The organism is Colwellia sp. RE-S-Sl-9 (assembly GCF_048296855.1).
Classification (GTDB): Bacteria; Pseudomonadota; Gammaproteobacteria; order Enterobacterales; family Alteromonadaceae; genus Pseudocolwellia.
Genome location: NZ_CP182631.1, coordinates 1,617,634 through 1,644,561, shown reverse-complemented (window position 1 = coordinate 1,644,561; position 26,928 = coordinate 1,617,634). Strand labels below are relative to the sequence as shown.

Annotated in this window: 23 protein-coding genes; 18 read left to right on the top strand and 5 right to left on the bottom strand. The window is 35.5% G+C overall.

Annotation, left to right across the window (positions count from 1 at the left end; all coding sequences use genetic code 11):
* Window positions 1-142: 142 nt before the first annotated feature.
* From ACM9HF_RS07140 to ACM9HF_RS07125, 4 genes are all read left to right on the top strand, one after another.
* Window positions 143-442 carry a PepSY domain-containing protein gene (locus ACM9HF_RS07140; protein ID WP_473616464.1) on the top strand — a complete coding sequence of 100 codons (300 nt, stop codon included), beginning with the start codon at window positions 143-145 and terminating at the stop codon, window positions 440-442.
* A 14-nt stretch (window positions 443-456) separates the two neighbouring features.
* Window positions 457-1,134: a response regulator transcription factor gene (locus tag ACM9HF_RS07135; RefSeq protein ID WP_473616460.1), complete on the top strand. Its 678-nt coding sequence runs from the start codon at window positions 457-459 to the stop codon at window positions 1,132-1,134.
* A 70-nt stretch (window positions 1,135-1,204) separates the two neighbouring features.
* The gene (locus ACM9HF_RS07130) at window positions 1,205-2,602 is read left to right on the top strand and encodes an ATP-binding protein (protein ID WP_473616457.1); all 1,398 of its coding nucleotides are present in this window, start codon (window positions 1,205-1,207) and stop codon (window positions 2,600-2,602) included.
* An 82-nt stretch (window positions 2,603-2,684) separates the two neighbouring features.
* Window positions 2,685-4,073 carry a DUF3300 domain-containing protein gene (locus ACM9HF_RS07125; protein ID WP_473616453.1) on the top strand — a complete coding sequence of 463 codons (1,389 nt, stop codon included), beginning with the start codon at window positions 2,685-2,687 and terminating at the stop codon, window positions 4,071-4,073.
* A 121-nt stretch (window positions 4,074-4,194) separates the two neighbouring features.
* Here the strand turns inward: ACM9HF_RS07125 and ACM9HF_RS07120 are convergent, their stop codons facing one another.
* On the bottom strand, window positions 4,195-4,662 hold the full coding sequence (locus ACM9HF_RS07120) for an Lrp/AsnC family transcriptional regulator (protein ID WP_076421007.1): 468 nt from the start codon (window positions 4,660-4,662) through the stop codon (window positions 4,195-4,197).
* 320 nt (window positions 4,663-4,982) lie between these two features.
* Here ACM9HF_RS07120 and ACM9HF_RS07115 point away from each other — a divergent pair, with 320 nt between their 5' ends.
* Both ACM9HF_RS07115 and ACM9HF_RS07110 read left to right on the top strand, forming a co-directional pair.
* Complete coding sequence (locus tag ACM9HF_RS07115) at window positions 4,983-8,336, top strand: MHYT domain-containing protein (protein WP_473616446.1); 3,354 nt, start codon at window positions 4,983-4,985, stop codon at window positions 8,334-8,336.
* Window positions 8,326-9,321: a response regulator gene (locus tag ACM9HF_RS07110; RefSeq protein WP_473616441.1), complete on the top strand. Its 996-nt coding sequence runs from the start codon at window positions 8,326-8,328 to the stop codon at window positions 9,319-9,321. Before ACM9HF_RS07115 ends, ACM9HF_RS07110 begins: the two co-directional genes overlap by 11 nt.
* Before the next feature lie 111 nt (window positions 9,322-9,432).
* On the opposite strand, the gene ACM9HF_RS07105 is transcribed toward ACM9HF_RS07110, so the two are convergent.
* Window positions 9,433-9,918, bottom strand: a complete 486-nt coding sequence (locus ACM9HF_RS07105) for a hypothetical protein (protein WP_473616438.1) — start codon at window positions 9,916-9,918, stop codon at window positions 9,433-9,435.
* Between the two features lie 478 nt (window positions 9,919-10,396).
* On the opposite strand from ACM9HF_RS07105, the gene ACM9HF_RS07100 reads away from it, so the two are divergent.
* The 6 genes from ACM9HF_RS07100 (at window position 10,397) to ACM9HF_RS07075 (ending at window position 19,478) form a co-directional block, all read left to right on the top strand.
* The gene (locus ACM9HF_RS07100) at window positions 10,397-11,671 is read left to right on the top strand and encodes a family 16 glycosylhydrolase (protein ID WP_473616434.1); all 1,275 of its coding nucleotides are present in this window, start codon (window positions 10,397-10,399) and stop codon (window positions 11,669-11,671) included.
* Window positions 11,672-11,731: 60 nt separating this feature from the next.
* Window positions 11,732-13,432: a sodium:solute symporter family protein gene (locus tag ACM9HF_RS07095; RefSeq protein ID WP_473616431.1), complete on the top strand. Its 1,701-nt coding sequence runs from the start codon at window positions 11,732-11,734 to the stop codon at window positions 13,430-13,432.
* Between the two features lie 34 nt (window positions 13,433-13,466).
* Window positions 13,467-14,681: a glycoside hydrolase family 117 protein gene (locus ACM9HF_RS07090; protein WP_473616427.1), complete on the top strand. Its 1,215-nt coding sequence runs from the start codon at window positions 13,467-13,469 to the stop codon at window positions 14,679-14,681.
* Window positions 14,682-14,901: 220 nt separating this feature from the next.
* On the top strand, window positions 14,902-15,474 hold the full coding sequence (locus ACM9HF_RS07085; protein WP_473616423.1) for an RNA polymerase sigma factor: 573 nt from the start codon (window positions 14,902-14,904) through the stop codon (window positions 15,472-15,474).
* A 3-nt stretch (window positions 15,475-15,477) separates the two neighbouring features.
* Window positions 15,478-17,067 (top strand): LamG-like jellyroll fold domain-containing protein, encoded by a 1,590-nt coding sequence (locus ACM9HF_RS07080; RefSeq protein WP_473616419.1) that lies wholly within the window; start codon window positions 15,478-15,480, stop codon window positions 17,065-17,067.
* A gap of 77 nt (window positions 17,068-17,144) precedes the next feature.
* Window positions 17,145-19,478 (top strand): agarase, encoded by a 2,334-nt coding sequence (locus tag ACM9HF_RS07075; RefSeq protein ID WP_473616416.1) that lies wholly within the window; start codon window positions 17,145-17,147, stop codon window positions 19,476-19,478.
* Between the two features lie 167 nt (window positions 19,479-19,645).
* Here the strand turns inward: ACM9HF_RS07075 and ACM9HF_RS07070 are convergent, their stop codons facing one another.
* Genes ACM9HF_RS07070 through ACM9HF_RS07060 form a run of 3 tightly spaced genes read right to left on the bottom strand, consistent with a single transcriptional unit; the run spans window position 19,646 to window position 21,482 of the window.
* Window positions 19,646-20,173, bottom strand: a complete 528-nt coding sequence (locus ACM9HF_RS07070) for a hypothetical protein (protein WP_473616412.1) — start codon at window positions 20,171-20,173, stop codon at window positions 19,646-19,648.
* Window positions 20,174-20,193: 20 nt separating this feature from the next.
* Window positions 20,194-20,913, bottom strand: a complete 720-nt coding sequence (locus ACM9HF_RS07065; RefSeq protein WP_473616408.1) for a hypothetical protein — start codon at window positions 20,911-20,913, stop codon at window positions 20,194-20,196.
* A 14-nt stretch (window positions 20,914-20,927) separates the two neighbouring features.
* Window positions 20,928-21,482 (bottom strand): RNA polymerase sigma factor, encoded by a 555-nt coding sequence (locus ACM9HF_RS07060; RefSeq protein ID WP_473616404.1) that lies wholly within the window; start codon window positions 21,480-21,482, stop codon window positions 20,928-20,930.
* A gap of 164 nt (window positions 21,483-21,646) precedes the next feature.
* Between ACM9HF_RS07060 and nhaA the strand changes: the two genes are divergently transcribed.
* The 6 genes from nhaA (at window position 21,647) to ACM9HF_RS07030 (ending at window position 26,390) form a co-directional block, all read left to right on the top strand.
* Entirely contained in the window at window positions 21,647-22,819 is a 1,173-nt protein-coding gene (gene nhaA / locus ACM9HF_RS07055) for a Na+/H+ antiporter NhaA (protein ID WP_473616401.1), read from the top strand.
* A gap of 196 nt (window positions 22,820-23,015) precedes the next feature.
* On the top strand, window positions 23,016-23,528 hold the full coding sequence (locus tag ACM9HF_RS07050) for an elongation factor P hydroxylase (protein ID WP_473618264.1): 513 nt from the start codon (window positions 23,016-23,018) through the stop codon (window positions 23,526-23,528).
* Between the two features lie 16 nt (window positions 23,529-23,544).
* Complete coding sequence (locus tag ACM9HF_RS07045; RefSeq protein WP_473616399.1) at window positions 23,545-24,762, top strand: ATP-NAD kinase family protein; 1,218 nt, start codon at window positions 23,545-23,547, stop codon at window positions 24,760-24,762.
* 164 nt (window positions 24,763-24,926) lie between these two features.
* Window positions 24,927-25,661 carry a M23 family metallopeptidase gene (locus ACM9HF_RS07040; RefSeq protein WP_473616395.1) on the top strand — a complete coding sequence of 245 codons (735 nt, stop codon included), beginning with the start codon at window positions 24,927-24,929 and terminating at the stop codon, window positions 25,659-25,661.
* A gap of 10 nt (window positions 25,662-25,671) precedes the next feature.
* Window positions 25,672-26,082: a COG3650 family protein gene (locus ACM9HF_RS07035; RefSeq protein ID WP_473616391.1), complete on the top strand. Its 411-nt coding sequence runs from the start codon at window positions 25,672-25,674 to the stop codon at window positions 26,080-26,082.
* A gap of 35 nt (window positions 26,083-26,117) precedes the next feature.
* Window positions 26,118-26,390 carry a YfcL family protein gene (locus tag ACM9HF_RS07030; RefSeq protein WP_473616387.1) on the top strand — a complete coding sequence of 91 codons (273 nt, stop codon included), beginning with the start codon at window positions 26,118-26,120 and terminating at the stop codon, window positions 26,388-26,390.
* Window positions 26,391-26,928 lie beyond the last annotated feature (538 nt).

The following is a 26,928-nucleotide window of genomic DNA, read 5'->3' as shown; positions in this document are numbered from 1 at the left end:
TTATTCGTTCAGCTTTGGTTCAGTTATTTATTGTTAATATAGAGTACAGAAAATTTATTGATTCTCGTTAGGCGATCAATCTTTTACACTGTTATTATGAGTTGATTGTTACAAAGCTTTCTAAAAGATTTTGAGGAGTACAATGAAAAACACTACAGCCATTGTGTTGGTTATTTCCATTATTTTATTTTCTTCTTTACCTGTTTTTGCGTTGGGTGGAGATAGTGTGCCATTTATAAGAGCAGATGGTTCGTCGTCTAAACAAAATAAAGTTCAAAATTCTAGCCAAGCTGCCCGTATTGTTAAAAGCAGGGTGGGTGGAAAAGTACTAAAAGTTAAAAATGATGGACGTTCAGGATACAAAGTTAAAGTGATAAAAGATGATGGTCATATTATTAATGTTACGGTAGATGCAAAGTCAGGCCGAGTAAAAGGTAAATAGTAAAGGGATATAATATGCGCTTACTTTTAGTAGAAGATGATTTGGAATTACAAAGTAATTTAAAAAAGCAGTTGATACTTGAAAACTATTCAGTAGATGTTGCAAGTGATGGTGAGTCAGGTTTATTCCAAGGTATGGAACATCCTTACGATGCGGCGATTATCGATATTGGTTTACCTATTATTGATGGCATTAGCGTGATTAAATCTTTGCGTGATAAACAATTTACCTTTCCCATAATTGTTTTAACAGCACGCGATAGTTGGCAAGACAAAGTCGCTGGTTTAGATGCCGGCGCAGACGACTATTTAACCAAACCATTTCACCCTGAAGAATTAACAGCACGTTTAAATGCACTTATTAGGCGTTCGGTAGGGCAAGCAAGCCCCGTAATAGAAAACGGACCTATTAGTATTAATACTAAAAGCATGTCGGTAAGTGTTGATAGTAGTGACGTAAGTTTAAGTAGCTACGAATACAAACTGCTTGAATATCTTATGATGCATATTAATGAGGTTAAATCGAAAACGGTTTTAACCGAACATATTTACGATCAAGACTTCGACTTAGATTCTAATGTGATTGAAGTATTTATTAGGCGTTTACGCAAAAAGCTTGATCCTGATGGTAAATATGGTTTTATTGAAACATTACGTGGCCAAGGTTATAAAATGAAAGCCTTAACGGATTAGTTGATTGTTATGACTTCAAATATACAGTCAAACCGAACGACTTTCTCCACCCTACCTGAGAAGTGAAAAATTGAAACTTTTCAATAAACTTTATTCGTTTAAACATTGGGTAACGCAATCCCTTAAAGTACGTTTAATGTTAAGTGCCATGTTTATGGTTGTAGTTATGTTACCCGTTATTGGTATTACGTTAAGTAATGCGTTTAACGATCAATTACAAAGTGCTTTAGAAAACGAATTGCGTGCATACAGCTACTCAATATTCTCTGTGGCTGAAGTTGAAGATAATCAACTAGTCATGCCAGAAATGTTACTTGAAAATCAATTTAACGTGATTCAATCAGGTCTTTACGCACAAATAAACAGCATACATCCAGATACTTTAAAAAGTAAAAAAGCTCAACTTAAACGAGTTTCAAAAAGTTTGTGGCAATCAGACTCCTTATTAGGTATTCACCTTAGCAATCATTTACCGTCACCTAAAATAGGCGATTTTGTATTTACTGAAATGTTGATAGAAAATGAGCCACATATGGCTTACAGCATTAGTGTAAGTTTTGGTGAATTAGATCAAGCTTTTCCAGTGACTTTACATATTTTTAAAAACCAAGCTGAATTTCTTGCAATTACCAACGGTTTTAAGCAACAGCTGTGGACATGGTTAATTTTACTGATTGTTATTTTTATTATTGCTCAGTTTATTTGGCTGAAATGGACATTAAAACCATTAAACACATTAACGGCTGAACTAGAAAAAGTTGAACAAGGAAAACAAAACGCCCTTGAAAAAGCTTATCCGTTAGAGCTTGAACAAGTGACCTCGCAGCTAAATACTTTATTGAGCACCGAACAAAATCAGCGCAAACGGTATCGAAATGCTTTGTCTGATTTAGCGCATAGTTTAAAAACACCCTTAGCTGTTATTCAAAGCCAACAGGCACTACCACAAGAAACTAAAGAGCAAATAACCAATATCAGTAACATGGTAGAGCATCAACTTAAAAGAGCGCAAAGTGCAGGAGAATCAGCTTGGCATTTAGGCGTTAATATTCAACAAACCACAGATAAACTTGTAAATACCCTAAATAAAATATATCGAGATAAGCAGCTAGATATATCCGTTAATATACAAAATAAAGCCTTATTTAAAGGTGATGAAGCTGACTTAATGGAAATACTAGGTAACTTACTCGATAACGCCTGCAAAGCCGCAAAGTCGCGTATTGATTTTGACGTAAGTTTTAATGCTCATTGTTTACGTTTTACCATCGCTGATGATGGGCAAGGTATTGAAGAGTCACAACGGAAAGCGATTTTAGAACGAGGAACGCGCGCTGATACTTACGATAAAGGTCACGGCATTGGTTTAGCCATAGTGCGAGACTTAGTGAGTAGTTATAATGGCGAGCTTACTATTCAAAACTCATCAGCCTTAGGTGGTGCATTATTTGTGATTACTTTTATTTAAATCTATTTTAGTGTTCAGGAAGCGTTCAGTTTACTTTAGCTAATATAGCGTATGTAATGTATTTTCCCTAAAGGACATAACAATGAAAAAATTAATTTTAGGTATCGGATTATTTTTTACTTTAACGTTTAGTTTATTAAGCACAACATTAAGTGCTAAAGAAGTATCGGCTGACACTGAATATAACCAAGCACAGCTAGCTCAAATGTTAGCACCTGTGGCACTATATCCTGACAGTTTATTAACGCATATTCTTATTGCATCTACTTACCCCATTGAAGTGGTTCAAGCGGATCGCTGGATCACAAAAAACAAAGATCTATCGGCATCTCAAATAGCAAATAAATTAGAAGGTGAAGACTGGGAGCCTTCGATAAAAGCATTAGTTATGTTTCCTCCAGTATTAAAGCGCTTAAGTGAAGATTTAAGCTGGACTCAGCAACTAGGCGATGCTTTTTTACAAAGCGAAGAAAGCGTTCTTCAAGCTATTCAAGATTTGCGTTACCAAGCACAAGAAGCGGGTAACTTAGACAAAATGGAAAACGTAAAAGTAAGTCGCGAAGATAAAGATATTATTATTCAACCTATTCAAAAAGAAGTGATTTACGTACCTTATTACGATACGCGATATGTTTACGGTAACTGGCATTGGTCATTAAACCCACCAATATATTGGGATTGGGGACATAGCGTAAGTTATTCGCATCGTAGACCTTTTGGCTGGCACAGTGGGATACATATTTCGTGGAACTATTTTTTTAGTGATTTTCACTGGAGTAACAGACATGTAGTTGTTATTAACCATAGAAATACGAGTCGCTATACACCGAAAAGAAGTATTGTTAGAAGTGGTTATGCTAATCGTTGGGTTCATAATCCACACCATAGAAGAGGTGTAAGTTACCGTAATAACGAAGTAAATAAACGTTATAGCACTAATCGTCCAGTTGTTCGTAAAACGGTAACTAAACACTACAACAGCCCTGAGCTTTATCCTCATAAAAAGGATTATAGAACTCACCAAAGTAGTAACAAACAAGTTGTTAAGTATAAAGATAAGAGTCATAAAGTTACCAAGCATGAAGCGTTACAAAATAAATTCAAAACGCGTAATATTTTACCAGCACATAAATCGGCAGCTGTTGTACATAAAAATACGGTAAAAAATCAGGTGGTAAATAAAGGTTCTGATCGGAGACAAAAGCAAGAACAACAAAAAGATGTTAAGCAAAAAAAAACATATAGTAAAAATAGAGAAACAGTAAGAAAAGAAAGTACCGTTCAACACAGAACAGAACGACCTGTGTTTAAAGAAACTCAGCCAAATCGAGTTGTAAAAAGAGAAACAACAGTAAAAATGCAATCTAAGCCTCAACGAACACAACGCACAGAAGTACGTAGATCACATTCAAGTTCAAGAAATTCAGGCCAATCATCACGTTCACGAGGCGGCCATCACGAACGTCGTTAGTCGAAAGAGTCAATAGCTAAAATAAAGCGGAATAACTTATTAAATTTAAATGATAAGTTATTCCGCTTTTTGTTTCTAATTATTGTAAAAATAGGTAATAAACCATTGAAGAGAGTTAATATTAATCATCAAATTGAGGCAATACAGAACTTCTACTGTGTTCAAAAACTAAAGAAGTTTCAACTGTTTGTACTTCGTCGCGCGAGGTGATTTCTTGGAAAACAAATTGCCTTAAATGCTCGCTATCGCTCACCGACATGTGTATATAATAATCGTAGTTACCCCCCATGTGATATAAGCTGATTATTTCAGGTAGCTGAAGTAAATCGTCACGGAGTTTGTTCACAATCTCTTCAGAATATGGCTGTAAACGAATAGCTGCTATCGCTTCTATATTACCACCAATGCTTTTAAGATTAACTTCGATAAATGAGCCTTTAATAATACCGCTTGATTTAAGCCGTTTTACACGCTCTAAACAGGTAGAAGGGGCAATACCAATTTTAGCGGCTAAGTCTTTATTATTAATGTCTGCATCGTTATACAGTAGGGTTAAAATACGTAAATCTATATCGTCTAGTTTTTTCAAAAATTATTTACCTCAGCAGCGGTTAACTAAAGCAACATAAATTACCTTAGTTAAATTAAGTGTTGTTTACTATACTTATTTAATACAGAAATTAAAGGGGAGGGTTGAGTTATATTGAATTATTTTCGTTAAAATTGATTTATACCGAATTTTTATTAGAAAACATAATAACTACAGCGGGGAATATATACTAAATAAGCGTGTGCGCTTTAATATAAGGAAATAAACGTTAAATTAATGGCTATATTCATTTATATTATAGTACTCAACAAATAACTTTATGAAATTATTAGTCTTTCGTAAATCAAGGTTTATAGCGTATGTTTGATACTATTTTAGCCCTTTTCCAGTACCCCTCAGATAATTTACTCATTGTTGGTAGCTTTAAACCGTGGTTGGTTGTTTTATCTGTTGCTATCGCTATTTTTTCTTCTTTTATGGGCATGCATGTAGCTTCGCATGCTACTAATAATCGCTCTGATTTTTGGCGTCAATTCATGTTGTTAATTGGCAGTATTGCTTTAGGCGGTGGTGTTTGGTCAATGCACTTTATTGGTATGATCGCCTTTCAGTTATGTACCCCTGTTAACTATCAGTTTCAATTAACGTTAATCTCTATGTTGCCTAGTGTTTTCGCTTCGTGGGTAACATTGAATATGATCACTCGGTCTAAAATAACATGGAGCCAATTAGCGGTTAGCGGTACTTTAGTGGGTTTAGGTATAGGTACCATGCACTATGTAGGTATGGCTGCTATGGAAATGTCATTATTACTACGATACGACCTACCTATGTTTGCTTTATCTATTGTTGTTGCTGCAGCTTTAGCTATGCTGTCTTTGTGGGTTTATACTCGATTACGCGATAGCCGATATAGCTATTTGGGGGATACTAAAATATCTCTTTTGGCGAGTATTGTTATGGGGTCTGCTATAGCTGGTATGCATTATACAGGTATGGCGGCAGCAAGATTTGTTCGCCCTGAAGGGTTTGAGCTTTCAAGTCAATCTTCCAGTATTTCAATGTATTTAGCTATTTTAGTTACTGTAGCTACACTGGTTATTACAGCGTTGGTTTTAGGCGCTAATATACTTTTAAAATACAAAGATATATCTGCAGCTATAAAAGATAGAGAAGTTAGATTAACAGCCATGATGGATACCGCGGCTGATGGGATCCTTACAATTGACTCACAAGGTAGAGTGATTAGTTCAAATAAAGCAATTGAGCGTTTACTCGGTTGGTCTAGTGAAGCGCTTATTGGTAAACATGTGTATGTTATAGCGCCAGAAATTTTTAAAGCTGAGCATGAAAACTACTTTGAGCGATTTATTGAAACCAAACAAGTAACAACCGTTGCTGTAGAAAGAGATATTGAAGCATTACATAAAGACGGCTCAACAATTGCTGTAAGGCTATCCATTGGACATGTAAAAATAGATAACGATGATTTTTTTATTGCCTTTGTAACGGATATACGCCAACGATTATCTTTAGAACGTCAACGACAAGAAAATGAAGAAAAATACCGTTCTCTTATTACTAACATTCCTGGCATAGCCTACCGTTGTGTAGTTACTGAAAAAAGACCGATGATATTTATTAGTGACGCTGTTGAACGTATTACAGGTTACCCTGCCAAGGACTTTACTTTACCTAACCCTGTCCGCTACTTTTCTGATTTAGTGTACCCAGAAGATATACCTGAAATTGAAAAAAAAATGGCGCTTAAAAAAAATAACTTCGATTTAGAATTTCGTATAACGGATCGCTTTGGGTCTATAAAATGGTTGATAGGGCAAGGTAGCCATATACAAAGCCCATCAAAAGAAGAACATTGGTTAGACGGTTTTATTATGGATATTACTGATCGTAAAAAAATGGAAGAAGAGTTAGTTAACCAGAAAAATAGAGCAGAAGAAGCGGTAGCAGCTAGAACATCATTTTTGGCCAATATGAGTCATGAAATTCGCACCCCAATGAATGCAATTATTGGCTTTAGCGACATAATGTTAGATGAAGCAAAAGATACATCAGACACTAAGCATTTAAAAAGCATTAATCAATCTGCTAAGTCTCTACTCCATTTACTGAATGACATTTTAGACAGTGCCAAAATGGACAAGGGTAAATTTGAACTCGAATTTAGAGACTTTTCACTCATTGAAGAGATAGATACAGTCGTATCAACTTTATGGTTAGAAGCAAGACATAAAGGCTTAGCACTATCACTTGATATATCGCCGCAACTTGTTCCTATTTACCACGGTGCGTCAGACAGAATACGACAAGTGCTAACCAATTTAATTGGTAATGCTGTTAAATTTACAGCAAAAGGACAAGTCACCTTATGTGTAAAACCACGTGAAGATAATACAGTTGAATTTTCGATAACAGATACAGGCATTGGAATGTCTCCTGAGCAGCTTAATAAAGTATTCGATGCCTTTTCTCAAGCTGATGCTTCTATGAGTCGTATTTATGGCGGCACTGGGTTAGGTACTACAATAAGTAAGCAACTAGTCGAGCTTATGGGAGGAACACTTTCAGCGACAAGTGAAAAAAATAAAGGTTCTACATTTACCTTTGTTATTCCTCTAAAGGCATCAGCAAATAAAGTGCTAATTAAACCTAGTACAAAAATTCAGTTACCCCCACTAAATATTTTAGTTGTTGATGATATTGTGCAAAACATTGAATTACTAACAAGGCTACTGCAGCGTGATGGCCATAGTGTGAATTCTGCTTTAGATGGAAAACAAGCTCTACAAATGATGGAAGCAGAGGAATTTGATGCTGTGTTAATGGATATTCAAATGCCCGTTATGGACGGCTTAGCTACGGCAAGAGCTAGAAGAATATATGAAACGAGTAATAACATTCCAAATATTCCCATCATTGCTTTAACTGCTAGCGTACTTGAAGATGATAGACGCGCAGCTAAAAATGCAGGTATGAATGGTTTTGCAAGCAAACCTGTCGATATTGATATAGTTTATATAGAGTTAGCCCATTCATTAGGAATTAAGCTTGAACAACCTGAGATAAATAACGTAAACGAAGTATCTCCTTCAGCATTAATTGATTATGAAAAAGGGAAGGTATTATGGGGAACCCAACAAAGACTAATTCAAGAGCTTAGCTTATTTGTTAAAAATTATGGTGATATTACTCAACAATTAATAAACTTATGTAAAAATAAACAATGGAAAAAGTTAGCCGAAGAAGGCCATAAACTTAAAGGCTTAAGTGGCAATTTAGCGTTAACTAAGTTACATCGACTTTTTTCAGGTATTGAGCAATCGGCGAATAATAAAGACGAAAAATCATGTATTGTATGTATTGATGATATTGATGCTACATTAATAAGTTTGAAAGAATTTATTACCAATAAACCAAACGACGAGAACATTACACTAGTACAAAATAAACTTGTGAAGTTAACCGAACAAGAGTGGCAGAACTTACTCTATGAGCTTGAAAAAATGATTGAACGTCAAGGTTTTGATGAAGCCTTACTCAACACTTTAAATGACGTAGCTTACTCATCGATACAAGAATTAAGTCAAAAGTTAATACTCGCGGTGAACGACTTTGAATATGAAAGTGCAAAAAGTCTAATACAGGAACTAATTACCCTAGTAAAAAAAGATGGAGCTGTTAATGAGAAATGAGAAAGAGCATCAGTATAAAGTATTAGTAGTAGATGATGAGCCTACTAATTTACGAGTACTTCAACAAATTCTTCAAGACAGTTATAGATTATCTTTTGCTAAAAACGGTGAAGACGCGCTGAAATTTGCAGAAAAAGAACAGCCTGATCTTATTTTGCTTGATGTTATGATGCCTGGGATGACAGGTTTTGAAGTGTGCTCTACGCTTAAAAATATTGATAAAACAAAGTCTATACCTATTATTTTTGTTACTGCTTTGAACGACGATACAGATGAAGCTAAAGGTTTTGAAGTAGGAGCGGTTGATTATATAACCAAACCCGTTTCACCGGCAGTAGTTAGAGCGCGTGTAAAAACACATTTGTCGTTAGTGCAGGCAGAAGAATTAAGACGAACTAGGTTGCAAATCATTCAACGTTTAGGTCGGGCTGCTGAGTACAAAGATAATGAAACGGGCATGCATGTTATGCGCATGAGTCATTATTCTCAAGTAATTGCTTTAGCTTACGGATTATCTAAAGCTCACTCTGAAAACATTCTTAATGCGGCTCCTATGCATGATATAGGTAAAATAGGCATTGCTGATAGTATAATGCTCAAGCCAGGAAAACTCACAGATGAAGAGTTTTCTATTATGAAAACACACCCTCAAATAGGAGCTGAAATTTTAGGTGAAACTGATTCTGAATTATTAAGTTTAGCTAAAATAGTGTCGTTAACTCATCATGAAAAATGGGATGGTACAGGTTACCCTAATCAATTAAAAGGTGAAGAAATACCTATTGAAGGACGTATTGTTGCTTTAGCTGATGTGTTTGATGCCCTTACAAGTAAGCGCCCATATAAAGAGGCTTGGACCGTAGAAAAAACCATGGATTATATTCGTAATCAAAGCGGTAAACACTTTGATCCAGAACTTGTTATTGTTATAGAAAATGAGCTTGATAAAATATTAAGTATTAAAGAAAAATGGCTTGATGAATAAAGTGAGTTTATTGTGAATTATTATAAGGAGAGACGGAGCATTATAAAGTGATATAAAAAAGTATTCACGAGCAAAATGAAACTCTCCATTTTACTCGTGAGTAAGCGCAGATTAAATGTTAACTTTCAGAAGTTTCATTTGATCTTGCTTCTCTTTTTCTTTACGGCGCTCTTTCATTTTAGCACGAAACTCTTGCTTCTTTTCTTTAATTAATGTTTGTAGTTCTTCGTGGCTATCAATGTATGATTTCATTGCTGTTTTACGCGCTTCATACTTGGCTTTTAATTCAGCTTTTTTAGCCTTTAACCCTTCACTATCTCCAGCTTCTTTCATCGCTTTCAATTCAGTACGTGTTGTTTCGCGTTCAATTTTTTGAAGGTCAATTTCGCCTTGTGTAATATCACCTTGCGCTAGCATATAGTTGTTAACTATCTCACTAATGTGATGCTTGCCTTTATGATGATGTTTCATTTTATGACCGTGTTTAAATGCTGATTTTTTAACGTCGGTCGCTGTGCTGTCAGTATTAAATGCGTTTACTGTAAATCCTGTTGTAAGAGCTAAAATCGCTGCGATTGAAATTAATTTAATTTTCATAAAACACCTTTCTATATTGTATTTGTTTGTGGAATTAAGTCTTAGGTTGTTTGCTGCTTTCATAACTATTAACGTAAATAAAATATAAAAGGTTGCATATTGAGCAAATAATTAAAAGTCGATCGTTAACGTTTTCCATTATTTTATTTAACCTCAACTCGGGTTAATGAATGTTAGAATGAATTAAAACCCTTCTTTATCAAAACTTAATCTGTATCGTTATTTTCTTAAGCTATATTAATCTCTCAACATTGATATTTTTGTGTGTAACAAGGCGGATTTTTCTATCTAATAGCTGGCTATTAGTAACAAATTCAACGAAGTTAGGCATAAAAATAGCTTGTTGAGTAACATGGCTTATCCCGATCTGAGGTTATTTAATACATAAAAAATAAGTGTCACTTATTTTCATTGATAACATTACCTATTAACTCAAACGTATATACGGCTAAATACAGTGAAATTAATAGGTGTCAACATGGAAAAAAAGATTGTAATGCGCAATGTTATTACGGTATTGGTATTTATATTATCATTATCTAAAACATCATTAGCAAATGACAACGCGATAGATTTAAGTCAATGGCAGTTAAATTGGAGTGATGAATTTAATTATCCTAATAAGCAATTAGACCGTAATTGGATATCTCAAAATGGACCTACAGAAAACGCATGGGTGCTAAGTAGTCGCTGGCGAGATAACGCTATTGTAAAAGACGGTGTTTTGCATTTAATGAGTAAAAAAGAAAGTCGTGGCGGACAAGAATGGACAACAGGAAATGTTTGGTCAAAACGTGCATTTCATTATGGTTATTTTGAAGCTCGTTATAAATACGCTGGCGCTTACGGTACCAATAACTCTTTTTGGTTTTGGCCTAAACAAGGGGTTAGCGAAGGTGAAAAAGCCTGTGAAGTGGATATTAATGAAGGCCACTACCCTAATATAATGAATACCAATGTTCATAATTGGACTGATACTTATACCTTGCCTAATGGCCGTGTTAGTCACTCAGATAATCAATTGCACCATACTTTAATTGGTCAACCAGATCACACAATTGTTTTAGCAAAACCTATAAAAACTAAAAGAATTCGTTTACGTTCACAAAATCCAGCATCTATTCATATTAATGAGTTTAGAGTCTTTGCTCCTTCTGCCTCAGGTTACCCTGAAGCTTTTGATGAAGAGCAAGTAAAAACATTAACAAACCATGCTTTAGCCAAAGATATGACCTTAGCTACTAACGGTATATATAAGCGATTAGTGTCTGAAGAAAAATATGCTATTGATGATCGCATAGACACTCGCTGGGTATCTGATAAGCATGGCGATAAATTTATAGAGCTTAACTGGAATGCAGAAAAAAACATAGGAGCGGTGCAATTTATCAATGGCTGGTTACAAGAGTCGGGTCCATCTAAAGGTTTATACCGTAATTTGATCAGTGATTATGTAATTGAATATCACAATGGTAATGAATGGGTTGAAATTGCTAATTATGATTCTGCAAATGTTGCCGACTTTTCAGAGGAATATCATACTTATGGTATAGCTTGGGATGAAGATTATTTTAAATTCTATTTTGATGGAAAACTTTATCACACTATGCGTAACGATGTTTGTTTCAGTGAAACGACTATGTTATTTAGCTTAGCTATTTTAAAAGCCGCTATTGCTGGCCCTGTTACTGATGATATTGATGGTACGAGTATGGCGATTGATTGGGTGCGTTATTACACCAAAAAACCTTAGTGTCCTAATTATATTTCACGATGGAAGTACTTTTTTTAACAATATATTAGGATGTAAACGATGAATATCATTGATCTAAGTGTCATTTTACTATTCACCTTGTTAGTTGTTGGTTGTGGTTTAAGCTTTTCAAGCTCAGGTAAAAATATGAAAAGCTTTTTTTCTGCTGGTGGAGCACTGCCTTGGTGGATGAGCGGCTTATCGTTATTTATGAGCTTCTTCTCGGCAGGCACTTTTGTTGTTTGGGGCTCAATTGCTTATAAACATGGTTGGGTGGCTGTCACTATTCAATGGACCATGTGTATTGCTGGCCTCATTATTGGCTTTTATATTGCGCCTAAATGGCAAAAAACGAGAGTATTAACTGCTGCTGAGTTTATTAAAGATCGATTGGGTATCAAGGTACAAAAAGTATATACCTATATATTTTTAGCCATAGCGAGTTTTTCAACAGGTGCTTTTTTGTACCCAGTGGCTAAGATTGTGGAAGTTTCTACCGGATTATCAATTGAATATACAATTGTTGCACTAGGTTTGCTCATTTTATTGTATACCGCTATTGGTGGATTATGGGCTGTAATTGTTACCGATATTTTACAGTTTGTAGTGTTAACGGCTGCCGTGTTAATCGTTGTTCCGTTATCGTTAGATAAAATAGGCGGCATTAGTAATTTTATTGATAAAGCACCTGAAGGTTTTTTCAACCTGACGAATAGCGAATACTCGTGGAGCTTTATTGTTGCATTTGGTTTATACAACCTATTTTTTATTGCGGGAAACTGGGCTTATATTCAACGTTTTACTAGTGTTTCTAAGCCTAAAGACGCTAAAAAAGTGGGTTGGTTGTTTGGCGGTTTATACTTAATTAGCCCTGTAATTTGGATGATTGCACCAATGATTTATCGTGCGTTAAATCCTGAATTAGCAGGCTTTGAAAATGAAGGCGCTTACTTATTAATGAGTAAAGAAGTATTGCCTATTGGAATGTTAGGTCTAATGTTAGGGGCGATGATCTTTGCTACCTCTAGTTCTATAAATACCTCATTAAATATTGCCGCAGGTGTTATTACTAATGATATTTTTAAGCGCTTCAAACCTGATGCATCTCAAAAAACATTAGTTAAAGTAGGGCGTATTGCTACAGGGGTATTAGGTGTTGTTACTATTGTTGTAGCCCTATTAGTCCCTTACATGGGAGGCGTGGTTGAGGTTGTAATGACTATGGCAGCATTAACCGGTGGAGCACTGTTTTTACCACCCATTTGGTTATTGTTCTCACGCTATCAAACAGGTACGAGCATTTTAACCACAACTATAGTGTCATTAGCCGTGAATGGCTTCTTTAAATTTGTCAGCCCTACATTATTATCATTATCGTTAGATCGTGCTCAAGAAATGATGTTAGGTGTTGGTTTACCTATGGTTATTTTAGCTGTTTTTGAACTTATTTTACGTGCTCGTAAAAAACAAGCTCCATTGTATCAAGCCTATATTGAAGCAACAGAAGTGAGAACCGCAGCTGCGGAATTCGTTTCAAATGAACAACATCAATCAGATAATGCTAAAGGTATTAAAGTGATTGGTTTTGGGATCACGGCAATTGGCGCAATTATGTTATCACTAGCGATTATAGCTGATAAAGGACAACTAGTTGTTGCGATCATGGGGGCTATTATTTTGGCATTGGGGGCAATAATCTTTTATGTTTGCCGTGAAAAGCCAATTTCAATTGATCAACAAAATACCGATCAAATTATTTAAAAAATTAAATTAAATTGAATTCTTAGAGGATTTTATGAAGAGTAAATATGACACCGAAGGTTTTCCTTGGCACTTGCCCCCAACTCGGCCTGAACGTGATTTAAGTCAAGCAATGGAGCGCCTTTACAGTAAATACCCAACGCCTAGGCCAGAAGATAACCCGTTATTTACGAGCTTTAAATATACTGAAATTGAAGGCTTTGATTACGGTGATAGAGATGGAAAAATTTCACGTCGTGATCCTTCAAAAATCATCTGTGAAAATGGCCGTTATTATATTTGGTATACCAAGCGCGACACTATTTCACCTCCACAAGGAGCTGATCTATGTACTGATGAAATACCATCAATGGATTGGGATTTAAGTGAAGTGTGGTATGCAACAAGTGAAGATGGCTTTACTTGGCAAGAACAAGGTGTTGCAGTGCCTCGCCCTAAAAAACCAGCATTAGGATGGCGAGCGGTTTGCACACCAGACATTTTAATATGGAAAGGGAAGTATTATTTATATTACCAAGCGTTTGAAGAAGCCAGTGGAACTAAGGGAGACAATTGTCCAGTAACTGTGTCTTATGCTGATTCGCCAGACGGACCTTGGACACCATGTGGCCATATCGTTGTTGGTAATGGACCTGAAGGCGATTGGGATCAGTATTCAGTTCATGGGCCATATCCTATGGTAGTAAACGATCAAATTTATGTTTATTACAAAGCGGCTTTAGGCGTTCGACCTGATTACCTGGTGGGTAATGGATTAGCTATTGCTGATGATCCTCTTGGGCCATATACCAAGCATCCATTAAATCCAATACTCAACTCTGGTCATGAAACCACTATGTTTCGTTTTGGTAAAGGCATTGCTGCTTTTGCTATTCGTAATGGAATTGAGGCGAACACCATTCAATATTCTGAAGACGGTGTAAATTTTGATATAGCAGCGGTTACATCGTTAATGCCAGTGGGAGCTGGCCCTTATATACCTGATATTTTTACTAGTGAAGGTGAAGGACAAGGCTTTACTTGGGGTCTATCTCATTTTTGTGATCATAAAGCTGTTAAGAATAAATTTAGCTTTTTAGGGCGTTTTGATTGTGATTTACAGAACAAAATGCCACGTTCAAAAGTAGCGAATAATACTGATGTTATTCATGATCCTAGTGTATTCTTTGCGCAAGGCTTAAGTGAAGAAATTCGTCAACAACGAAGTCAAGAAGCACAGCGTATCGCTCTAAAAAGTAAAAATAGCTAACACTTATTTTGTTATTGTAGGAGCTAGTTCCTATATTTATCGTATGTACTTATGGTGTAATTTGAGCTTTAAATTACACCATTATCTTCGAGTTAAATTTGAAGGGGGAAACTCTTTAACAAAATATTCTTAATAAATTTATAAGCTTAACCTTTATTGTAACGGATAAAATAAAGTTGAAGATTAACGGTAATATAAAGATTAACTTTTATTCTTCGCTATGATGAGAGACGTACAGATAATAGAACATAATGATAAAAAGCTCATAGAGCTTACTAAGTCTGGTGAAATTGAAGCTTACTCCGTGTTAGTACAACGCTACGGTTCTTCGGTGCGTGCGTGTTTACGATCGCGACTCAGTAACTCTCATGAAGCTGAAGATCTAGCGCAAGAAACCTTTATTCTTGCCTACGATAAGTTGAATGACTTTAATTATGATGCTTCTTTTAAAGGTTGGCTTAGAAGTATTGCAATTAATTTGCTACGCAATCATCAACGTAAGCTAAAAGCTTTAGCTATAGGGGGAAGCGCAGAATTAGAGTTATTAATAGATCAGCAAGTTGAACAGCATCTTAATCAAAATAACGAATCGGAATTATTAGAATATTTACATCTTTGTTTAAATGCACTCGATCATAAAATGCGTACGTTATTAACTGAACATTACACCTTAGGATTTTCATTGGCTGAACTTTGCCGTAAATATGAGGATCGTCATTCTGCTATGACCATGCGTATGTATAGACTAAGACAAAAACTTAAAAATTGTGTCGAAAATAAGATGAAGGATTAAGTGATGAGTAACCATTATCAATTGTCGTCAGCGCAAGAAAAACTCATAGCGGCATACTTAGCTGGAGAAAATGTTGCTGAAGAATTGTTAACAGCTTGCCAAAAAGATCCGATGCTTTTAGAAGAAGTGAGCAAGTTAGTTATTAACGATCGATTATTAAGTTTTGAACTTGAACAGTTAAGTCAAAAACAACAATTCACTCACAGTGTCATGTCACGTATTAACTTGCGATCTAAACCAGATATTACGCCTACTGTTAATAAAAATTTATTAGCAGGTAACGCTTCTAGAAATTGGTTTGGTAAACCATGGGCAATGGCGGCTAGTATTGCTTTTTTAGTAGGAACATTATTTATTTCTAGCTATATTAATTCTCAATCTGATTTTGCATTAGTGACTAAAATAGCAGCGGTTTCGCCTACAGAACAAGTTTTACAATTAGGTAGAAACCTTGGCCGTGGAGAGATTGAACTTAGCGAAGGCTATAGTGAAATTAAATTAAATAATGGTGTGGTTTTGGTACTGGAAGCGCCTATCAGGCTTGATTTAAAATCAGTTAATCAAGTTATTTTACAACAAGGAAAATTAGTTGCTCGTGTACCCCAAAAAGCTATTGGTTTTCGTATTGATACACCAAGTGCTGAAATTATCGACTTAGGAACTGAGTTTGGTGTTGAAGTTAGCCAAAATGGTGAGTCGCAAGTTCATGTTATCGAAGGTGAAGTAAAGGCGCGAGCAGATAACCTACAAAGCTATCAACATGTCAGAAAAAACCAAGCATTATCGTTTAATTTAAAAAATGAAATGGTCAGTATCAAAAATGAAACAGGTGAGTTCATGCGAGTACTACCAGGAGAGTCAGTGTATAACCCCGACTTTTTGCATTGGTCTTTTGATGATAAAAATGGCGATAATTACTCTTCTATTGGTAAAGGTATAGACGGTAAACATTACTTAGCTGTTGATAAGTCTTCTAATATGGAAAAAATAGCAGAAGTTGACGGTAAATTTGGGCAAGCATTGAGTTTTGACGGAAAAACAAATTGGCTTACAACTGACTTTCCCGGTATAGGAAGTGATGATCCCCGTACGGTGGCTTTTTGGGTGAAAGTACCAAACGATTTTTCAGTTGATGAAGCTTACGGCATTGTTAGTTGGGGTTTACATAAAGATTATGCCGCTTGGCAAATATCTCCTAACCCCGAAACGGTTGATGGTCCACTAGGTCGGTTACGTATTGGTACTTTTCAAGCTCAGGTGGTTGGTTCTACGGATTTACGTGACGGGCAATGGCATCATATCGCGGTTGTATTATACGGTGGCGAACAATCAGATATTTCCACACACGTTTTATTATATGTTGATGGAAAATTAGAAAAAACACAGAAAAAATCTATAGCTAAAATTAACACAACATTAAATGACCCTTTATCTCGTTCATTAAGTCTTGGAAGGGATATTGGTTATATCAACCACTCAAAAGGCTTGAATAAAAATCATTTTAGGGGCAGTGTCGATGAATTATTTATTGTTGAAGCAGCTCTAGAGCCAAAACAGATAAAACAGTTGATGCTAAAAAATAAGTTTAATTAAAACTCACTTAAAAAATAGTGTCACTTTTATTGTTTACTTACATCTTTAGTAAACTCTATTAAAAGGTATACTATTTTGTGAAGTATTTTAATCCATCAAAAGTAACGTTTGCTGTCGCTAGCGCAGCTATATTATCTTTATTAGCCGCTTGTAATTCCGAGGTGAATAATTCTGCACCTGTAAATATAAAACCTACAAAAAGTGTTATGGTCGCTGACTTTGAACCAGCTCAATTAACTACCTTGGTACAGCCATTTTATGCTGGAATATCATTGAATAAAAACGCGTTAAATAGTCAGGCGTTAAAAATAAAATTTTCTACTCAGCATGCTTCATCAGGTATCGAACTTAAACCTGAAAAACCATGGGTAACGTCTCATCTAGGTAATAATGCTTTTATGTTTGCAGCAAAGAATACCAGTGAATCATCTATCATGCTAAGTGTGAATATTACCGGTGAAAATAATAAAACTCAGCGACGTACTGTTGCCGTAGATAAAGACGAAACAATTACGCTTTATTTTGAATTAAAAGGTTTTGAATTAGATCACGATACAGGCTTACGCGACACGCCTCCTGCTTTTAAAACAACCGCTCGAAAAATGCCTATACGTGGTAGTAAAGAGATCATTGATTTTTCTCAAGTACATGCGATTAAAATCTATACTGAAACACAAATAAAGCCCACCGAAATTGTTATTGATAACTTACGTTTTGAAACAACGCCAACACCTAATAAAAACTATGTAACTCATATTGTTGATAAGTTTGGCCAGCGTGCTGATATTGATTTTGATCTAAAGGTTAAATCAACAGCAGAGCTTAAAGCTTATGCTGATAAAGAATTGATCGCGCTAAAAAACTCAAAAGGCTGGCCTGATCGCAGTCAATTTGGTGGCTGGAAAGAAGGTCCTCGTTTTGATGCTACAGGTTACTTTCGTACCCAAAAAGTAGCAAATAAATGGGCGTTAATAGATCCTGAGGGCTATTTATATTTTTCTAGTGGTATTGCTAATTCACGTATGTCGAACACCTCTACATTTACAGGGATTGATTATAAAGATGACTCGGTACGCTACATTGACCCTAATGATGTAACACCAGAAGATTCACAAGGTATTAGTGGTAACTATCGTCAAGCTCAAAAAACGAGTTATGTTGCCAATCAACAGCGGAGAAATATGTTTGAGTGGTTGCCTGATTACGACAACGAGCTAGCTAATCATTACGGGTATCGTCGAAAAGCGCATAAAGGGCCAATGGAACACGGTGAGGTTTATAGCTTCTACCAAGCAAATTTAGAACGACGATATGGTGAAACCACTGAACAGTCTTATCTGAAAAACTGGCATGACACAACGTTAGATCGCATGGTTGACTGGGGTTTTACCTCTTTTGGTAACTGGACAGATCCTATGTTCTACGACAATAAAAAAATGCCTTACTTTGCTAATGGCTGGATCATAGGTGAATTCAAAACATTAAGTTCAGGGTTTGATATATGGGGTAAAATGCCTGATGTGTTTGATCCTGAATTTGTTCGTCGTGCTCACATTACCACGCAAGTTATTGCACAAGAAATTAAAGATAGCCCTTGGTGTGTTGGAATATTTATTGATAACGAACAAAGTTGGGGAGGAGAAGGACCGCCTATTCGTCGTTACGGTATTGTTTTTGATGCTTTATCAAAAAATGCAAAAAAAAGCCCAAGCAAAGCGGTTTTTGTAAAAATGCTTAAGCAGAAATATGAAAATATACATGCATTGAATATTGTATGGGGTAAAAATCTAGCCTCATGGGAGCAGTTATCAGAAGGCGTTAATTATAAAAAAGATGATGGCTACAGCGACGAAATGCTAGTGGATCTTGGTTGGTTACTTCAAACTTATGCTGACGAATACTTCAAAGTTGTTAAAAATGCAATTAAAGACGTATTACCTAATCATATGTATATGGGAGCGCGTTTTACTACGTGGGGAACCGCACCAGAAGCACTTAAAGCCGCTAAAAAGTATGCAGATGTGGTGAGTTATAATTACTACAGAGAAGGACTTGATGAAATGACTTGGTCTTTCTTAAAAGAGCTAGATGCTCCGGTAATTATTGGCGAATATCATATTGGTTCCACCGATGTAGGTCATCCTAATCCCGGAATTATCCATGCGCCTAATCAAAAAGTACGTGCTGACATGTATCGTGACTATATGAACACCGCTATTGATAACCCTTATGTTATTGGTGCGCATTGGTTTCAGTATATTGACTCGCCATTAACAGGGCGGGCACATGACGGTGAAAATTATAATGTCGGTTTTGTTACTACGACTGATATTCCGTTTCCGTATATGGTGTCTGCAGCAAAAGATATTCATACAAAGTTATATCGTCGACGCTATGGCGATATTAAATAATAGCTTTGTTAAAGTAGGATTGAGAAAGAGATATACCCGTTACCAATCAATATGCATATTTTTGCATCTTGAATGATAACGGGTTTTTATGCTTTTCTATTTATTTCTTCTCAAGAGGTAGAATAAGCTCTTTAAGGTGAAAGAAGTTGTTATAACCAGTCTATTCATTATTGGGGATGCGGATATTGATGACGTTCCCTTTCTTGGTTGTCATCCCACCTTTTAAAGAACTTTTCTTTACGGTGGCGGTCATGCATGTCATTTGCTTTTTTATCTCTATATTTACTTCGTTTTTCGTTGAGTTGTTGCTTTAATTCATCATTATTATTAATGTATTCTTCGAGTTTTTTACGTTCAATATAATGTTCTGCTTTTATTTCCATTAAACGAGCTTTAAACGCTTCTCTATCACCTTCTTGTTTTAGTGTTTTTAATTCTTCACGTTGTAGATTACGCTTACGTTTTTTCTCTTTAACTTCTTCAACAGTAATGTCTCCTTTTTTTATCATATAATCTGAAATAATATCGTTACTATACATATGAATACGATGACCATACTTAGCCTCTTTTGTGGCTATTTCCATTGTAACATTGTCCATGTCTTCAGCAGCTATTAATGTAAATGCGATGCTAAATAATACAAAGGTTAATAAGCATAATACATAGTAGTTATTTTTTATTTGGCTGTTTTTCATATTAATACTCACTTACGTTACTAAACACGTGTCGTGTTATTTTCGGGTACTAAATGCGCTGAATTTTTTTGTTGTGCTTGCATTTTTTCAAGGTCTACTGTTATTTCAAACTCACGTTCTTCAGCATAATGATAAAGGGTTGCCATTATACTTATTGGTTGTTCTATCCCTTTGTTTTTATTTACACGAATAGGCAGAGATAGCGTGTTGGTTCCTGCTTTTAAATCTACAGGCCAGCTTAAGTCTTGAATGTTATCGTAACCTTCTAAAGCAATTTGTTGCGGTAAAACAAGATTTAAATCGGCATCGTACATATCTTCAGGCGCGTTAATAACTAATACGACTTCGGTTGTAAAATACTCTGGTGCTGCATCTGCAATTAAAGGCGCTTGTTCAGGAGAAGTATTAAATATGTTCCATGCACCAAATACCGAAATAGCTAACACGGATGCAGCAATAAATCCTCGTAAAAAACCACTATCGTTTTTAGCTGGCTTGTTGGTATCTATATTATTGCGGGCTGAATTAACCACATGACTTAGCATGGCAGAAGCTTCACTTTCGCTAAATTCAGGCGCTTGTATTTGCGACATTTTTTTCAAGTATAAATGCTGCGTTTGCAATGCTTTTTCACAAGCTTCGCAAGTTTTTATATGTGTTGTTAATTGGCTATCTAAACCTGACGTGAAATCAGCTAGGTTAAGTGTTTCAATCGTATTATTAACACGTTTACAATTCATAATTTTATCCTCTGTTAATAATGACGAACGTTAAGTTCAGAAGGTTGCAAACTAATATTTTGTCTTAATATACCCCGTGCACGATGTAAGCTGGATTTTAATGTACCTAATGGAGTATCCATGATGTTAGCCAGCTCAGGAAGGGTATACCCGTTAATGTCGTGTAAAGTGACTAAGGCACGTTGATCAGCTGATAGTTGATTCATGGCTTGGAAAATTTCTTTGTTTTGATCGCTTCGGTGATGATTATCGACATGACGAAATAAAGGTTGTATTTTTTCGTCATCAATATCTTCTAAATTTGGTTGACGTTGATTTTTACGATATAAATCGATGAATCTGTTATATAAACAGCGCATAAGCCAAGGCTTGAGTTTATCAACTTTTCGCAATTCAGCTTGTTTGGTAAATAAATATTCAAGCAAGTCTTGCAATAAATCTTCAGCATCATGTTTTGTGCCAGTGTATTGATAAGCCACTTTAAACAAATTACTCATGTGCGGAAATATTATCGCTTCAAACGATTGCTCTTTTTCTTTTATGCCTAAAAAAGACAAAACTTTACTCATAAAATAAGCTAATCCAATATGTTTTTAACCATCTATACTACTATTAACGAAGTAACATGCAGAAAGGTTGCATCCTTTTAACTGTATATGATCTTTACAAATAGTGCTAACGTATGACATATTATGTCTCGCTGTTACTATTATTTATTTTATTTAAGGGAACTATGGCACTTTCAACTATTCAAAACTTTTTAAAACAAGAAGCCTCTAGCGGCATTATACTTATGTTTGCTGCTGTTTTTGCTATGATTTTAGCAAACTCTCCATGGGCAAATTACTACGATTTACTACTTGATGTACCTGTTGCTATTGCTGTTGGCAGCTTTGAAATAGCAAAACCTCTATTATTATGGATAAACGATGGCCTTATGGCATTGTTTTTCTTTTTAGTAGGATTGGAGCTTAAACGCGAATTTTTAGAGGGTAACTTATCTGAACCTAGCCAAGTGGCGTTGCCTGCTATAGCGGCTGTTGGTGGAATGGTTGCCCCTGCGCTTTTTTATGTCGCACTAAACTATAACGATCCTGCTGCAATAAATGGTTGGGCAATTCCTACAGCAACTGATATTGCTTTTGCTTTAGGTATATTAGCCATTATTGGCAGTAAAGTACCATTACAGTTAAAAGTGTTTTTAACATCTCTCGCTATTTTTGATGATTTGGGCGCAATTATTATTATTGCTTTATTTTATACCGAACAACTATCTGTACTTTCATTAGTGGTTTCAGCGATTGTTATTTCTATTTTATTTGTTTTAAACCGAAAAGGTGTAACAAGTACATCTCCCTATATTTTCCTCGGTATTGTACTTTGGGTGGCCGTACTTAAATCGGGTGTACATGCAACATTAGCAGGTGTTGTTTTAGCCTTTTTTATTCCTATCAAAGGGGAAGAAGGAGAACCGTCACCATTAAAGTCTTTAGAGCATAATTTACATTCAACCGTCGCTTTTATTGTGTTACCTATTTTTGCTTTCGCGAATGCGGGTATTAACTTTACTGGAATTGGTATCGACCAAATTGTTGCACCTGTACCATTAGGTATTATTGCAGGGCTATTACTAGGTAAACAGTTAGGTGTATTTGGTTTTTGTTTTATCGCAATAAAATTAGGTTTAGCTAAATTACCTGAAAATGTTAACTGGCAACTCTTGTATGGCGTAGCATTACTTTGTGGTGTCGGTTTTACCATGAGTTTATTTATTGGCTCTTTAGCGTTTGAACAATCTGTCAATTCTTCATTATTTCAAGACCGATTAGGTATTGTTATTGGTTCACTAATTTCTGGAGTACTAGGCTATTTTGTTATTAGGAATGGTTTAAATAAACAAAAATAACCAAAGTATTTTAGGTTGGTAATATTAAATCGGCGATGCATCTATCGCCGATTTTTGTTAGAGTGACGCAAAAATAGCGTTTGTCTTACCGTAGAACTTTTTGTACATGCAACACACACCATCTCACATTCCTTTGTCTATTAATGTTTTACAAGTTAATGAACAAACGGAAAAAACACATAATATCCAAGACTTAATGGCGTTATTTTCAGCAACTTTTTTTACTGATTATAATACGTTATTAATTAAAGGTGACGACGAACCGGTATATTTACCAGCATCAGATAAGTGTTCATATCATCAAATTGTTTTTGCTCATGGTTATTATTCAAGTGGCTTACATGAAATCGCTCATTGGTGTATTGCGGGTAAAGAACGTCGATTAAAAGAAGATTTTGGTTATTGGTATGAACCCGATGGTAGAAATGAACAACAACAAAAAGAGTTTGAATCGGTAGAAATAAAACCACAAGCCATTGAGTGGGCGTTCTGCGTTGCGGCTAATAAAAAATTTACGGTGTCTGCTGATAATTTAAATGGTGCAGAAGCCGATACAAAGGCATTCAAAGCCGCTGTATTTAAGCAGGTAGAACATTATATTGAAAAAGGCTTTCCAAAAAGAGCACAACAGTTTATTGATGCACTAGCTGTTTTTTATCAAACCTCTGCTGCTATGTCTTCAACGCTATCATTAACTCAATTTAAATAGGCTTAAGGTTATTCTCATGAAAAAGTTCAAACTTGGCTTTGTTATTAATCCTGTTGCTGGAGTCGGTGGAAGCGTTGCTTTAAAAGGAAGCGACGGAGAATCTACACCCGAAAAAGCCTTGTCGTTAGGTGCAGAGTTTAAAGCTAATCAACGCGCAAGTACGGCGTTAAGCGTGCTTGAGCCTTATAAAAATCAAATTGTTATTTATACGGCAAATGCCTCTATGGGCGAAACCTGCGCTAAAGCATTAGGTTTTGAAGTTGAAGTTGTTTATCACTCTTCTGAGTTAACACAAAAGCCAGCATTAGCAGAACAGCAAAACAGTTCACCACAGAATATAAACACAAGCCCGCAAGACACTACAAACCTAGTAGTTGCCTTAATGGAAAGCCAAGTAGACGTACTTTTATTTGCTGGCGGCGATGGAACGGCTCGCGATATTTGCGCAACTGTTAACGATAAATTTCCGGTATTAGGCATTCCAGCGGGTTGTAAAATTCATTCAGGGGTTTATGCCGTAACGCCCAAAGCAGCAGGGCGAGTGGTTGAAATGTTAGTTACTAATCAACTGGTTACGTTAATGGACGCCGACGTAATGGATATAGACGAAAGTTTGTTTAGGCAAGGCGTAGTAAAAGCTAAACGTTATGGTGAAATGCAAATACCTAGTGAGTTACGTTATGTACAAGCGGTTAAATCTGGCGGTAAAGAGACCGACGAATTAGTTTTACAAGACATAGCCGCGCACATAATAGAAACCATGGACGACGAGCTTTATATTATGGGGTCAGGTTCAACTACTGCTTTTATAATGGATGAGTTAGGCGAAACCAATACCTTATTAGGTGTAGATGTGCTGCAAGACCATGCTGTAATTGCAAACGATGTAACGGAGCCTCAATTATGGTCGCTGATAGAAAATCACCTTTTAGAAAACCAAACAGCTGATAACAGCTCTGCAAAAGAAACCATTAAATTAGTTATCACTTTAATTGGTGGGCAAGGGCATATCTTCGGTCGTGGCAATCAACAACTTAGTCCAAGAGTTATTAAGGCGATAGGTAAAGACAATATCATTATTGTTGCCACTAAAACAAAACTGGCAGGCTTAAATAGCCGACCTCTTATTATAGATACTGGCGATACTGAACTTGATCAAGCTTTATCAGGCTATTTTCCTATTATTACGGGTTATAAAGATCAGATTTTATATCCGGCTAGTAGCCCTGTATAGGTGATTGTTTAGTGGATAAACAATAGATTACTTTTTTGTAGAACTACGTTAGGATCGTATTATATTTATTTCAGTTTCAATATTATATTTTTGAAATAAATTACGAATGGAAAGGTTATTTAATAATAACCTCAATTAATACAATGGAAATAATAGGGATATTTATGTTAGAAAGTTCAGTGGGTAGAAGAGGCGAGAATAAATCAAAAGATGTTAAAATTATTCAGCAAATAATCAATTTACGCGTTGATTTACGAGTTGCAATAGCCAAGTTAAATACGTTGGGCTTTATGTTACCAGCTCTACTACTCAAGCCTATGCCTCTTGTAGCTGAAGATGGAAAATATAGTCGAGAATTACAAAAAATTATAGATGACATCGAATCTATATATAAAAAAGAACCCGGTGGTATTTTGTATATATTTAACGGCTGTATTAAACCATATGGTCTTACTATAACAAAAATGTGGCCTAGTATTTATGGAAAACCTACAGGGTTAGCGATTCGAGGTTCTGATGCTTATGGCTCCGGCGCTTTTGGTGCTTCTCGAGGAAATAGAACACATGATGGGGCCGATTATAATTCTATACCTGGGCAGCCAGTAAAGGCACCTTTATCAGGAGTGGTTAGCAGAATATCTAAACCTTACTCATCAGGTATTGATGCGAAAGAATTATCAGGTGTGCAAATTATTTCTTCAGATGGTACTAAATGTTGGATATGGTATATGCAACCTGCAGCAAACATTGTTGGAACCGTTGTTAAAGCGGGCGTTAGTTGTATCGGTATCGCTAGAACTCTAAAAAATCGCTATAAAAATGGTATTACTGATCATGTCCATGTGCGAATTCAAAATCGAAATGGATCAAAAGTTGACCCTAGTATAGTGATCAAGTGAGTAATAATTTATGAAAAATTTAACTGCCAGCATTCTTGTTTTATTTATTTCTGTATTGTTTCAGTCTTGTTATTCAGCAGATAGTGTTAATTTATCAAATAACTCACCTACTAAAGACATAAGCGACCAAACAGTATTTTTCGGACACTATACCTTTGGACATGAAGTTAATTCATTTCAACCTTGTTTAAGTGACAAGCAGTTTTGGGTTGAAGGCAATAGTAATACTTTAGAACAGCTAGAAAAAAGCTATGACGCTCTTAAAGTAAAGCCTTACCAAGACGTATATGTTGAATTAACGGCTAAATTATTAGCGCAATCTGATGATGGCTTTGCGGCTAGCTATGACGGAAATATTTATGTTAATCAAATTATTAAAATACGTAAAAAATCGGAAGTCGATTGTAAATTAAAAAATTAGCTTCAATTTAGAATATTATTAGTACAGGAAAAAGCATGTCAATTAAAAACCTTAACGCACTATATCAACACTTTGACGATTTATGTTTGAAAGAAAATAACGACGATGAGTTGTTTGCAAGTAGCTACATAAGAGGTTTTATTGCCTTATCAGCCAGTCAGTTTGGTGACGAAACTCAAGTATTATCTGCTGAACTAGCTAGCGATATTTCTGAAAAACTCACGGCTTCGCGTTCAGAGTTAACACCGCAAGACCAACAAATCATCAGTAATTATTGGGCAGAACTAAAAAGTTTTTTTGGTGCGTAACCCATTCTTATATCTTTCAAGGTGCAGGCTTCAGCTGAATTCAGCACCTTGAAGTACAACGGATATATTTTATTACCTATCAAAACTAAATAACCTCAACTCGGGTTAATGAATGTTAGATAATAAATTAAAATTATTATTTATCAAAGTCTTAACCTGTACCGTGTTTTCCTAAGTTATATTAGTCTCTCAACATTGATATTTTTTTGTATAACAAGGCGAATTTTTCTATCTAATAGCTAGCTATTAGTAATAAATTCAACGAAGTTAGGCATAAAAATAGCTTGTTGAGTAACTTTGCTTATCCCGAGCTGAGGTTAAATACTCTTTTCTTAAGAGCTTCTAATCTTATTTATACCCGTAACCATTCAAGTGCTCTGAAATAGCCTCTTAATTGGTAAAGGGGATATTCAAACTGAGTATTTATATTTTTTTGAAAATTTATTTATTTTTTCTTTAAAATTATTCACAAAAACAGCATATTCACTTAACTGAAATTCGATTATTATTTTTTATAATTGCGTTTTATAAAATATAA

Bases quoted from the DNA above. Each gene is read 5' to 3' on its own strand.
- ACM9HF_RS07140 (WP_473616464.1), top strand. From the start codon at position 143: ATGAAAAACACTACAGCCATTGTGTTGGTTATTTCCATTATTTTATTT.
- ACM9HF_RS07135 (WP_473616460.1), top strand. From the start codon at position 457: ATGCGCTTACTTTTAGTAGAAGATGATTTGGAATTACAAAGTAATTTA.
- ACM9HF_RS07125 (WP_473616453.1), top strand. From the start codon at position 2,685: ATGAAAAAATTAATTTTAGGTATCGGATTATTTTTTACTTTAACGTTT.
- ACM9HF_RS07115 (WP_473616446.1), top strand. From the start codon at position 4,983: ATGTTTGATACTATTTTAGCCCTTTTCCAGTACCCCTCAGATAATTTA.
- ACM9HF_RS07110 (WP_473616441.1), top strand. From the start codon at position 8,326: ATGAGAAATGAGAAAGAGCATCAGTATAAAGTATTAGTAGTAGATGAT.
- ACM9HF_RS07105 (WP_473616438.1), bottom strand. From the start codon at position 9,918: ATGAAAATTAAATTAATTTCAATCGCAGCGATTTTAGCTCTTACAACA.
- ACM9HF_RS07100 (WP_473616434.1), top strand. From the start codon at position 10,397: ATGGAAAAAAAGATTGTAATGCGCAATGTTATTACGGTATTGGTATTT.
- ACM9HF_RS07095 (WP_473616431.1), top strand. From the start codon at position 11,732: ATGAATATCATTGATCTAAGTGTCATTTTACTATTCACCTTGTTAGTT.
- ACM9HF_RS07090 (WP_473616427.1), top strand. From the start codon at position 13,467: ATGAAGAGTAAATATGACACCGAAGGTTTTCCTTGGCACTTGCCCCCA.
- ACM9HF_RS07085 (WP_473616423.1), top strand. From the start codon at position 14,902: ATGATGAGAGACGTACAGATAATAGAACATAATGATAAAAAGCTCATA.
- ACM9HF_RS07080 (WP_473616419.1), top strand. From the start codon at position 15,478: ATGAGTAACCATTATCAATTGTCGTCAGCGCAAGAAAAACTCATAGCG.
- ACM9HF_RS07070 (WP_473616412.1), bottom strand. From the start codon at position 20,173: ATGAAAAACAGCCAAATAAAAAATAACTACTATGTATTATGCTTATTA.
- ACM9HF_RS07065 (WP_473616408.1), bottom strand. From the start codon at position 20,913: ATGAATTGTAAACGTGTTAATAATACGATTGAAACACTTAACCTAGCT.
- ACM9HF_RS07060 (WP_473616404.1), bottom strand. From the start codon at position 21,482: ATGAGTAAAGTTTTGTCTTTTTTAGGCATAAAAGAAAAAGAGCAATCG.
- nhaA (WP_473616401.1), top strand. From the start codon at position 21,647: ATGGCACTTTCAACTATTCAAAACTTTTTAAAACAAGAAGCCTCTAGC.
- ACM9HF_RS07050 (WP_473618264.1), top strand. From the start codon at position 23,016: ATGGCGTTATTTTCAGCAACTTTTTTTACTGATTATAATACGTTATTA.
- ACM9HF_RS07045 (WP_473616399.1), top strand. From the start codon at position 23,545: ATGAAAAAGTTCAAACTTGGCTTTGTTATTAATCCTGTTGCTGGAGTC.
- ACM9HF_RS07040 (WP_473616395.1), top strand. From the start codon at position 24,927: ATGTTAGAAAGTTCAGTGGGTAGAAGAGGCGAGAATAAATCAAAAGAT.
- ACM9HF_RS07035 (WP_473616391.1), top strand. From the start codon at position 25,672: ATGAAAAATTTAACTGCCAGCATTCTTGTTTTATTTATTTCTGTATTG.
- ACM9HF_RS07030 (WP_473616387.1), top strand. From the start codon at position 26,118: ATGTCAATTAAAAACCTTAACGCACTATATCAACACTTTGACGATTTA.